The following is an 11,173-nucleotide window of genomic DNA, read 5'->3' as shown; positions in this document are numbered from 1 at the left end:
CGGCAGCGGTCAGGGCGGTCTTACGGATCAGATCGGTACGCATGATGGCGTGCTCCTCTGCATCAGGGGAAAACCGCACGGGCACTGAACACCGGGGGGTGTGGCCGTGCGGGGAGGTTCGCGGGGGGCCCGGCGACCTGCTGGGGGGTCGGCGTCGGGACAGGGTGTAACGGTTGCCGGTGGCGGGTCATTCCGCCTATCCGGGGCCGGCCGGTGGTGCTCGAGGGGCTGGCTGGTTTCGCGTATCCGGGGGCTGGCCGGTGGTGCTCGGCCGTGCGGGGGGTGTAACCGGGGCGGCCTGGCGGGTGTTCCCGGCGGCTGCTCTCCACCGGGCCGGGGGCGCGGTGGTCTGCCAGGTATAACGACCCGGCCCGGTCGGCGATTCCGCCGTCGGGGTGGCCCCGACCACCCGACACTCCTACCCAAACCGGACATCGGTGCCTGCCGGATGCCCCGACATGACGGACGAACGGCGTGATCGACTCGGGTTCCTGAAAACCGGGCTGTCCTGGTGCGGGGGATACCGCGTTTTCCTGAAAGCCGAGTGGATCACGCCCGTCTGCGCCGTTCGCGCGCCCTCGACCCAGCCCGACGCGCGACTCAGCCCGACGCGGGGGCATAGTGCCCGACGGGACCGGGCGCTTGGCCGGACCCGGTCCACCCCTGGGCTACGCCGCCGGGCTGCCCGGCCGCCGGGTTGTCCGGGCAGCTTGGCTGTCCGTGTCGCTTGGCTGGGCCGCCGGGTTGTCTGGGTAGCTTGGCTGTCCGTGTCGCTTGGCTGGGCCGCCGGGTTGTCTGGCCGCTCGGCCGTCTCGCCGCCGCGTCCTTGGCGCCGCCGCGCGCCTGGCGCAGTCAGCCGGTCGGGTGGGCGGGCGAGTGGTCAGGGGCGTACTCGCCCGCCCCGGCGATGAGCGACGAAACCGCCGATCGGGAGGGGTGTCAGCCTTCGCGACCGGGGAACATCGACAGGGCCTTCGCGCGCTGGGCGACGAGATCGGCGTAGGTGCCGTCACGTTCGGCCCAACGGTGCATGTGAACGCCCTTCACGAGGATTTCGTGCGGGGTGGGGTTCGCCGAGAGCAACTGCATGACCTCGGTGGCGAAGTCATCGAGTGGCAGCGCGTGCGGGTTCACCTTCTCCTGCCCGGCTGTCGCGACGGCCGGGGGGACGAGCTCGACGACGTCGACACCGGTGCCGTCGAGTTGCGCGCGCAGCGCCTCGGAGTAGGCGTGCACCGCTGCCTTGGAGGCGGCGTAGCTGGGCATGGGCGGGAACGGCAGGAAGGCGATGCCGGAGGTGACGGTGATGAAGGTGCCGGAACCCCGACCGACCAGGTGCGGAGTGAAGGCGTCGATGATCCGGATGGTGCCGACCAGGTTGGTGTCGATCGTCGCCTCCGCCGCCGGGAAGTGCGCGGGGTCGCGAAGGTCTTCCATGAGCATGACACCCGACATCGTCACCACGGTGTCGAGCTCGGGGTAACGGGCGAGCACGGCGTCCCGGGCAGAGCGGACAGACGCGCCGTCGGTGACGTCGACGCCGAACGTGCCGAAACCTTCCGTGGCGAGCTCCGAGAGGGCCTCGGCACTGCGACCGCCGACGGCTACGGTGCTGCCCGCCGCAGCGAACCGCCGGGCCAGCTCCCGCCCGATACCCGAGGTGCCGCCGACGATGAGAACTGTGCGGTTGGAGAGATCCACGAGATCTTCCCTTCGATCCAGAGGGCGCCGACGCGTCAACTCGCGGCGCGAACCGTGATGCTCGCTGTCCATCCCGAACAGGGCGATCACCAGTCTTGACCGAGCCCGGCGGAGGTGGCAGGGCCCCCGTTTTCCCAGGTCCCACCAGGGCCCCTCTGCGGCACGCGCACCGCACTACCGTGGTGACCATGACGGATGAGGAGCCGGCCGGCGGTCACCGACTGGGCAGCTACCTTCGGGCCCGGCGCGAACTGGTCTCACCGGCGCAGGTGGGGCTCCCGACCGGCGGTCGGCGCCGCGTGCCCGGCCTGCGCCGCGAGGAGGTCGCCCTGCTCGCCGGGATCAGCCCCGACTACTACCTGCGGCTGGAACGGGGCCGGGACAAGAACCCCTCACCGCAGGTCCTCGAATCCCTCGCGCGCGTGCTGCAACTCGACGACATCGAGCGGACGTATCTGCTCGACCTCGCGGCGGCGCGCCCCAGGGCGCCGCGCCGCAAGCGGTCCGAGCACGTACCGGCGCGGGTGTACGAACTGCTCGCCCACCTTCAGATCCCCGCGTTCGTGGAAGGACGCGCCTTCGACGTCCTGGCCTCCAACCCGATGGCCGTGGCGCTCTCCCCGCGCCTGCGGCCCGGTCAGAACCGGCTGCGCTCGCTCCTGCTCGATCCGGAGGAACGAGCCTTCCACCAGGACTGGACGAAGGCCACCGCCGACTTCATCGCCACCCTGCGCACCACCATCGGTGACGACATCGACAACCCCCGGTTCGTCGAGCTGGTGGGCGAACTCGCGCTGTCCAGTCAGCGGTTCCGTACCCTGTGGGCCCGCCACGACGTCCGCAATCTCGACGGGGGTACGACCACGGTCCACCACCCCGTCGTCGGTGACCTACGCCTGCACCGGGACAAACTCCCCATCGATGACGTCATCCTCGTCGTCTACTACCCCGACAAGGACAGCGACAGCGACGAGAAACTGCGGCTGCTCGCCGCACTCGCACACACCGAGACCGCCGACGACCACGCCCGGACGGGGCGGCCCGACGCGTCGTCGAACCGCCCCACCCGTTCGCAGAGCTGATCAGAAACCGAGGACGGCCCGCCCGCCGACCACCGGCAGTCGCAGCTCGCTGTCCTTCGGCGCGACCCGCAGCTCGGTGCCGCCCAGCGGCAGCAGGGTGTACTCCTGGTCGCTGGAGAAGACCACCACGCCGATGCGGTGGCCCGCCGGGAAGACGTAGTCCTTCGGCTCCATGGTCCACCGGTAGTCGTACAGCTTGCCCTGCCTGACCGGCTCGGTGCGGGCGGCGCTCTTGCGGTTCTGCGGGTCCATCCAGCCTCGCGTCACCACTGTCGGTGCGGCGGTCGACCCGGTCGGGCCGTAGTCGACCAGGTACGCGGTGAGGTTCGCGTCCGGCTTGTTGTCGATCGCCATCCGCAGCCGCATCTCCGGACGCCCCGAGATGCGCACGCTCTGCGTCAGCTCCGGGGAACGGTAGGCGAGCCGATTGGCGCTCGCGGTGTCCGGGTTGGACACCAGGGTGTCCGGGTGGATGGTCCGGCCCTCGTCGACGAAGCTCTGCTCGACAGTGGCCTTGGGCGGCTTGCCGGTGGTGAGGGTGCCCGGCGCGGTGGCGTCGGTGGCGGCGAAGCGCAGCCCGACCTCCCGCGCGCCCGGGTCGGGCCAGTTGGCGTACGTGGTGTAGGCGCGGTCCTCGCGCTGGAGCACCGCCGTGGGCTCGTCCATGATGCCGTTGCGCACGTTCCACAGCCAGAAGTCGAACCAGCGGTTCTCGGTCTGCTTGTACGTCCAGGTCTGCCCGCTGGGCAGGGTCACCGATGCGTTGCTGCCCGGCCCGCCGTGCCCGCCCTGGTGCAACCAGATCTTGCGCGGCACGTCGCGCTTGGCGAGCTGGTCCCACCAGCCGGCGAAGTGTTCGGTCTTCACGTTCCAGTCGTTGAGGCCGTGCACGACGAAGACGCTGGCCTTGACGTCGCGGGCGTCGAGGTAGTCGCGGTCCTGCCAGAACGTGGAGTAGTCGCCGGTGACGCGGTCCTGCTTCGCGGTGATGTCCGCGAGCTCGTCGGCGCACTGCCCCTCGGCGCGGGCCTGTCCGGCGGTGTACTGGGCCAGGATGTCGAGGTCCTCGCCCTGGAACGTGCCGGGTGCCACGACGAGGCCGTTGGCCCGGTAGTAGTCGTACCAGCTGCTGATCGCGGAGACCGGCACGATGGTCTTGAGCCCCTTGACGCCGGTGGTGGCGACCTGGTTGGGCAGCGTCCCGTTGTAGGAGACCCCGGTCATGCCGACCGCGCCGGTGGTCCAGCCGGCGGTGACCGGGGCGCCGTTGGCGTCGTACGCCTTGGCCCGGCCGTTGAGCCAGTCGATGACGGCCTTGGTGCCGAGCGTCTCGGCCTGGTCTCCGCTGGTCGGGCAGCCGTCCGAGTCGCCGGTGCCGACGCTCTGGCCGAGCACCACCGCGTACCCGCGGGGCACGTAGTAGTCGTCCAGCGAGCCGGGCAGGTTCGCCTTGGCCTGGGCCCGCTGCGTGCCCATGTCGAGCGCGCGGCGTCCGGAGCGGTCGGTCAGGCCGTTCTGCGGCAGGTCGTCGACCAGCACGCTCGGGTACGGCACGTCACCCCAGGTGCCCTTGCGGTAGGGGCTGTGCTCGAAGATGACCGGCACCTTGAAGCCCTGCGTGGCGGTTTCCCGGGGGCGGGAGATGTCGATGGCCACCCGGTCGGGTCGACCGTCGTGGTCGGTGTCCACCGGGGTCTGGACGTACACGCGTTCCTCGATCGCGTCGGCGAGCGAGAACACGGGTTGGGTCATGCCGTCGCTGACCACGATGCCGGTGGGCGTGGTGGGCGTGGGCGGGGCGGCAGCCGCTGGTGGGGCTGCGCTGAGCACCAGGGCACCGGACACGCCGACGCTCAGGAGTGCCAGATGACGGGGTCGACGCATGCGCGTCTCCCTTCGGTTGGGCTGGTTGCCGGGGGTCGGCGGGGGCCGATCTCGAAGATCCATTCGTCGCCATGCTAGGTCCGCGGCGGCGTCCCGTCGATCCCTTCAGCCGTCCACCGTGGTTGGTCAGGGGGTCGGCGGTGTCACCGCGATGATCAGGTGGGCGCGCTGATCGCTGGCGTTGCGGTAGAGGTGCGCCAGGCGCGAGTCGAAGGTGACCGACTCGCCGGCGCTGAGGGTGTACGAATCGCCGCCGATCTCGGCGACGACCTCACCGGTGATGACGATCGCGCACTCGGTCGACGGGTGCGCCCACGGCTCCGCGGAGCTGGCGTCGCCGGGCGCGAGGTGGGCCTGGAGCACCTCCAGGTCGCCACGGCCAGGGGTGAGTCGTTCGTAGGTGATCTGGCCGGGCGGCGCGGCCAGCCTGGTCCGGGCACCGACGCGGCTGACGTGCACCGGTGGCGCCTCGGGCTCGGAGAACAGTTCCGCGATTGAGGTGTCGAAGACCTGGGCGAGTTTTCGCAGGGTGGACAGGCTGGGGTCGGTCGCGCCGTTCTCGATCTGGCTGAGCAGGCCGGGGGACACGTCGGCGGCTGTGGCGAGCTGACGCAGCGTGAGGGAGTGCTGCTGACGCAGATCGCGGAGTCGGTCACCGAGCATGTGTCCTCGTTCCAAATTCAGTGTGGCTAAATCTTGATTGACCAAACTATACAGCCCTGTTTAGGATCACTAAACGTCGGACGGAGAAGTTCGACGGCAGTAAACACGCCACGTTGCAGCGCGAACCGGGCCCTGGCCGTCCGGTCTACATCCAACCCCGAGACGACGCCCCCGAGAAGCCCGTGACGCCGTCACCCCATCGGCCCGACCGATGCGTGGTGTCGCCCGGCGGCCGTCGACGCCCCGCGGATCCCGCGCACAGCGGGCCGCGCGATACGAAGGTAGGAACAGCATGTCGGTGTCTCCCCGCCGGCTCCTCGCCGGAGCGTCCGCTCTGGCGACGCTGGCCGTCCTCTCCGTCAGCGCCTGTAGCGCCGGCGGCAGTGGTGGAAACGCGAACGGTGCGGCCAAGACCCTCACCGTGAACACCTCGTTCGTGCTCAAGACCCTCGACCCCGGCCGGGTCTACGAGGCGACCGGCCTGACCGCCGTGCACGCCCTCTACGACACCCTGCTCACCTTCAAGGGCTCGGACGTGAGCAAGCCGGTCCCCGCGCTGGCCGAGTCGTACCAGGCGTCGCCGGACGCCAAGACGTTCACCTTCAAGCTCCGGCAGGGCGTGACGTTCGCCGACGGCAGCCCGCTCACCGCCGACGACGTCGTCTTCTCGCTCAACCGCCTGAAGAACATCAAGGCCAGCCCCGCGGTCACCGTCAGCGGCCTGACCGTGACCAAGACCGACGACAGCACCATCGTGGTCGCCTCGGCCACCCCCGACCCGAACATCCCGGTGGTGCTGTCGATGCCGTCGACAGCGGTGCTCAATTCCAAGGTCGCCAAGGAGCACGGCGCCCGCGACGGCGCCGACGCCGCCCAGGGCGACACCGCGCAGCAGTACCTGGACACCAACTCCCTCGGCAGCGGCCCGTACGTCCTGAAGTCCTACGACCCCTCGTCCCAGGTGGTGCTGGAGGCCAACCCGAAGTACTGGGGTACGAAGCCGCAGTTCTCCCGGGTCGTGCTGCGCAACATGGATGTGCAGACCCAGAAACTGACCATGCAGCGCGCCGAGGCCGCCGAGATCTCCCTGGACATCTCCGGCAAGCTCCTCGACGGACTGCCGGGCAGCCTGCAGACCTCTGGCGTGCAGGACACCGTCTACTTCCTCTTCCTCAACGCCGACCCGGGCGTCTCCGCCGTCACCTCGAACCCGAAGTTCAACCAGGCGCTCCGTGCCGCCATCGACTACCAGGGGATCGCCGCCCTGTACGGCAAGGGTGCCGCCCCCGGCGCCGGCCTGGTCGCGCCCGCCTTCCCGGGCGCGCTGCCGGCCGGCGAGGAGTCCAAGCGGGACGTGGCCAAGGCCAAGGCGCTGCTCACCGAGGCCGGCCTGACCAACCCGACGGTCAAGTTCAGCTACCCGGCCATCACCTACAAGGGTGTGGACCTCGGCACGGTGGCCACCAAGGTGCAGGGCGACGCCGCCGAGGCCGGCATCAAGCTGGAACTCAACCCGCAGCCGCTGACCACGTTCCTCGACGAGATGCGCGGCGGGAAGTCACCCCTCGGATTCACCCCGCAGAGCCTGAACTACCCCGTCGCCGACTCACTGATCAACAACATGGCACCGGGGCAGGCGACCGCGCTGCGCTCCGGCTGGACGATCGAGCGGGCCGACCCGGCCGTGGTGGCCGCCGGCAAGAAGGTCACCGAGACCCTCGACCTGGCTGGTCGGGCCACCGCCATGCAGGAGTGGCAGCGGCTGATGAACGTGTCCTCGCCGTACCTCGTGCTGGCCAGCAACTCCTCCATCGTCGTGGCGACCACGGACCTGACCGGGGCGGACTACACCGCCGCCGGTTGGCAGGTGGACGTCGCCGCGGTCGGCCGCAAGTAGTCGGCGACCACATGACGACAGTTCACGACGGTGAGCCGGGCGCGGTCGCGACGACCGCGTCCCGGCCCCGGGGTGCCCACCCGCTGCTGACCTTCCTGGCCAAGCGGGTGGCCGTGACCGCCGGACTGCTGCTGGGCGTCACGGTGGTGACCTTCGGCCTGGTCAACGTGGTCCCCGGTGACCCGGTGACCGCCAACCTCTCCGACCAGGCGCTCAACGACCCCGCCGCGGTGGCCGCCTTCCGCGAGAAGTGGGGTCTGGACCGGCCGCTCTGGGCCCAGTACCTGCACTACCTGGGCAACCTGCTGCACGGCGACCTGGGTCACTCCCAGCAGACCGGTCGGGCGGTCCTGGACGACCTGCTGCACTACGTGCCGGCAACGCTGGAGCTGGCCCTGCCGAGCATGGTGCTGGCGCTGCTCATCGGCACCGGGATCGGCATGCTCGCGGCGGTCCGCAATGGTCGGCTCACCGACCAGCTCGTCCGGGTCGGCGCCCTGCTCGGGCTCTCCACCCCGCCCTTCTGGCTGTCCCTGGTCGTGCTCTACGTCTTCTTCTACCAGCTCGGCCTGGCACCCAGCGGCGGGCGACTCTCCACGGACTTCAGCCCGCCGCCCACCGTCACCGGCATGTACACCGTCGACGGCGCGCTCGCCGGGCAGTGGGACGTCGCCTGGGACGCCGCGCAGCACCTGTCCCTGCCGGTGCTCGTGCTGACCTCGCTGACAGTGGCGATGCTGGTCCGCTTCGTCCGCTCGGCGATGCTGGAGGTGCTCCAGCAGGACTACATCCGCGCGGCGTACGCCAAGGGTCTGCCGACCCGGGTGGTGCTGCGCCGGCATCTGCTGCGCGCCGGTCTCGTCCCGGTGGTCACCGTCTCCGGCCTGGCGTTCGCCTCGCTGCTCTCCGGGACGGTGCTGGTCGAGAGCATCTTTGGCTGGCCCGGCGTCGGCCAGTACGCGTACCGCAGCGCCACCGCGTTGGACCTGCCTGCGATCCTCGGCGTCAGCCTGTTCGTGGCGCTGGTCTACACGCTGGTCAACCTGACCGTCGACCTGCTGTACGGGCTCATCGATCCGAGGATCCGATTGTCATGACGACACGTGCAGACCCGAAGGCGGAGCGGGCCCTGGGCCGACGTCGTTGGCTCGGCCGACTGCGCGGCGCCTCGACCAGTCGACCGGTCTGGCGTCAGCCGATCACCGTGACGGCGTTGACGATCCTCGGTGGATGGTTGCTGCTGGCTCTGCTCGCCGACGTTCTCGCACCGTACGACCCGCTGGCGCAGAGCGCCGACGGGTACGCGTCGCCGTCGGGGGCGCACTGGTTCGGCACCGACTCGCTCGGCCGGGACATCCTCAGCCGGGTCATCCACGGCGCCCGCCTGTCCATCCCGCTGGCCCTGGCCATCGTCTCGCTGGCGCTGCTGGTCGGCGGGCTGCTCGGGCTGGTCGCCGGATACGTCGGCCGGTTCGTCGACGAGGCGCTGATGCGCCTGACCGATCTGGTGTTCGCGTTCCCCCAGATCATTCTGGCCATGGCGGTGACGGCCGCGTTCGGCCCGAACACGCGCAACGCGGTGCTGGCCCTGGTCATCGTCTCCTGGCCGGTCTACGCCCGGGTGATCCGCAGCGCCGTGCTGAGCATGCGCGGCGACGACTACCTCAACGCCGCCCGCCTGCTCGGCGTCGGGCCGATCCGCGCGTTGCGCCGCGACGTGCTGCCCAACAGCATCGGCCCGGCGATCGTGCTGGCCACTCTGGAGTTGGGCAACGCGGTGCTGCTGCTCGCCGCGCTGTCGTTCCTCGGCCTGGGCCCCCGTCCACCGGCCGCCGAGTGGGGCTCGATGGTGGCCCTCGGCGCGCAGGACCTGTCGATGTGGTGGGTCAGCGTCTTTCCCGGCCTCGCCATCCTGACCGTGGTGATGGCCTTCAACGTGCTCGGCGACGCGCTGCGCGACCGGCTCGACCCCCGCTACACGAAGGGACGCTGAGGTGGCACCGCTGCTCGACGTCGACTCCCTGGCCGTCACCCTGCCGTCGCCGCGTGGCCCGCTGCCGATCCTGCACGACGTGTCGTTGACCGTCGACGAGGGTGAGTTGGTCGGCATCGCGGGGGAGAGCGGCTGCGGCAAGAGCCTCACCGCGCAGACCCTGCTCGGGCTGCTGCCCGCGGGGGCGGTGGTCAGCGGCTCGGCCCGGTACGCCGGCACCGAACTGCTGGGCCTGGACCCCCGGGGCTGGCAGCGGGTCCGCGGTGCGGGCATCGCGATGGTCTTCCAGGACCCGGGCGCGGCCCTGCACCCGATGCTCACCGTCGGCCGGCAGCTCACCGAGCACATGCGGGTGCACCTGCGGATGGACCGCCGAGCCGCCGGCCGCCGCGCGGTGGACCTGCTCGACCAGGTCCGTATCCCGGACCCGGAGCGGGCGCTGCGCGCCTACCCACACCAGTTCTCCGGCGGGATGCGGCAGCGGGTCGCCATCGCCATCGCCCTGGCCGCCCGACCCCGACTGCTGATCGCCGACGAGCCGACGACCGCCCTCGACGTGACCGTGCAGGCCGGCATCCTCGCGCTGCTGGACCGATTGCGCGCCGAGACCGGGCTGGCCGTCGCGTTCATCACCCACGACCTCGGCGTGCTCAGTGCCCTCACCACCCGTGGCTACATCTTCTACGCCGGGCGGGTCGTCGAGACCGGCCCGACGGGCGCGCTGCTGACCGCGCCCACCCACCCGTACACGGCCGCGTTGCTCGGCGCCCGACCGCACGGCACCCAGACCGGCGGAACGTTGCGGCCCATCCCGGGCGCGCCGCCGGCCCCGGGGGAGGCACCACCGGGCTGCCCGTTCCAACCCCGATGCGGGTACGCCGAACCGTCCTGCGGCACCGCCCCGCCCCCGCTCACTCCCGCCGGCGCCGACCGGTCGGTGGCCTGCGTGGTCCGCCCACAGTTGGAGGTGGCCGCATGACCGCGACCGAGCCGGCGCGACTGTCCTTCACCGACGTCGAGGTCGAGTACCGCTCCCGAGGGCATGCTCGGGTGCGGGCGGTCGCCGGGGTCGACCTGGAGGTGTCGCCCGGCCAGATCGTCGGACTGGTCGGCGAGTCCGGGTGCGGCAAGTCCTCGTTGGCCCGCGTCGCGGTCGGTCTCAGCGCACCGAGCGCCGGCACCGTCCGGTACGCCGGCCGACCGGTCACCCCGCTGGGCTGGCGACCCCGCTCCGGCGCCGAGGTCGGCCTCCAGATGGTCTTCCAGAACCCGTATGCCTCACTGAATCCCCGGCGCACCATCGGCTCCCAGCTCCTCGACGGCGTGCCCGCCGCTGTCACCGGGGCGGCCCGCCGGGCCCGGGTGCACGAGCTGCTCGAACGGGTGGCGATGCCGGCCAGCGCCGCGCAGCGGTATCCGCACCAGTTCTCCGGCGGTCAGCGGCAGCGCCTGGCCATCGCCCGCGCGCTCGCACCGGAACCCCGGATGATCATCGCCGACGAACCGGTGACGGCTCTGGACGCCTCGTCCCAGGCGCAGGTGGTCAACCTGCTCGTCGGGCTGGTCCGCGACCTCGACATGGGCATGCTGTTCATCTCCCACGACCTGTCGCTGGTGCACGAGATCGCCGACGTGACCGCCGTGATGTACCTGGGCCGCATCGTCGAGACCGCGCCCACCCGCGAGCTGTGGCGCGAGCCCCGACACCCGTACACCCGGGCGTTGATCGACGCGGTGCCGCAGATCGGGCCCACCCCGCGCCTGCCCGCCATCCTCGCCGGGGAGGTGCCCGACCCGGCCAACGCGCCCACCGGGTGCCGTTTCCGGCCACGCTGCCCGCACGCGTTCGCGCCCTGCGGGGAGCAGCCACCCACCGTCGAGCTGGACGGCCGCAGCGTCGCCTGCTGGCTCACCGACTCCGCCACGGCCCCGACCGTCGCACGCTCACTCTGA

Annotated in this window: 9 protein-coding genes; 6 read left to right on the top strand and 3 right to left on the bottom strand. The window is 71.1% G+C overall.

Features of this window, described 5'->3' with window-relative positions:
* Positions 1-939: 939 nt before the first annotated feature.
* Complete coding sequence (locus QSK15_RS25655; protein ID WP_285796702.1) at positions 940-1,791, bottom strand: SDR family oxidoreductase; 852 nt, start codon at positions 1,789-1,791, stop codon at positions 940-942.
* A gap of 98 nt (positions 1,792-1,889) precedes the next feature.
* Between QSK15_RS25655 and QSK15_RS25650 the strand changes: the two genes are divergently transcribed.
* Positions 1,890-2,783: a helix-turn-helix transcriptional regulator gene (locus QSK15_RS25650; RefSeq protein WP_285796701.1), complete on the top strand. Its 894-nt coding sequence runs from the start codon at positions 1,890-1,892 to the stop codon at positions 2,781-2,783.
* Here QSK15_RS25650 and QSK15_RS25645 read toward each other — a convergent pair whose 3' ends face one another.
* Positions 2,784-4,667, bottom strand: a complete 1,884-nt coding sequence (locus QSK15_RS25645) for a Xaa-Pro dipeptidyl-peptidase (protein WP_285796700.1) — start codon at positions 4,665-4,667, stop codon at positions 2,784-2,786.
* A gap of 126 nt (positions 4,668-4,793) precedes the next feature.
* Positions 4,794-5,330 (bottom strand): helix-turn-helix domain-containing protein, encoded by a 537-nt coding sequence (locus QSK15_RS25640; protein WP_279516514.1) that lies wholly within the window; start codon positions 5,328-5,330, stop codon positions 4,794-4,796.
* Between the two features lie 292 nt (positions 5,331-5,622).
* Between QSK15_RS25640 and QSK15_RS25635 the strand changes: the two genes are divergently transcribed.
* Genes QSK15_RS25635 through QSK15_RS25615 form a run of 5 tightly spaced genes read left to right on the top strand, consistent with a single transcriptional unit; the run spans position 5,623 to position 11,173 of the window.
* The gene (locus QSK15_RS25635) at positions 5,623-7,227 is read left to right on the top strand and encodes an ABC transporter substrate-binding protein (RefSeq protein ID WP_285796699.1); all 1,605 of its coding nucleotides are present in this window, start codon (positions 5,623-5,625) and stop codon (positions 7,225-7,227) included.
* Between the two features lie 11 nt (positions 7,228-7,238).
* Positions 7,239-8,324, top strand: coding sequence for an ABC transporter permease (locus QSK15_RS25630; RefSeq protein ID WP_285796698.1), 1,086 nt, complete (start codon positions 7,239-7,241; stop codon positions 8,322-8,324).
* A complete protein-coding gene (locus QSK15_RS25625; RefSeq protein WP_285796697.1) occupies positions 8,321-9,220 on the top strand; it encodes an ABC transporter permease in 900 nt (299 codons plus the stop codon). The genes QSK15_RS25630 and QSK15_RS25625 overlap by 4 nt, the downstream gene beginning before the upstream one ends.
* 1 nt (position 9,221) lies before the next feature.
* The gene (locus tag QSK15_RS25620) at positions 9,222-10,199 is read left to right on the top strand and encodes an ABC transporter ATP-binding protein (protein WP_285796696.1); all 978 of its coding nucleotides are present in this window, start codon (positions 9,222-9,224) and stop codon (positions 10,197-10,199) included.
* Entirely contained in the window at positions 10,196-11,173 is a 978-nt protein-coding gene (locus tag QSK15_RS25615; protein ID WP_285796695.1) for an ABC transporter ATP-binding protein, read from the top strand. Before QSK15_RS25620 ends, QSK15_RS25615 begins: the two co-directional genes overlap by 4 nt.

The organism is Micromonospora sp. NBRC 107095 (assembly GCF_030269705.1).
Lineage (GTDB): Bacteria > Actinomycetota > Actinomycetes > Mycobacteriales > Micromonosporaceae > Micromonospora > Micromonospora parva.
This window is presented reverse-complemented; position numbering and strand designations above follow the sequence as displayed.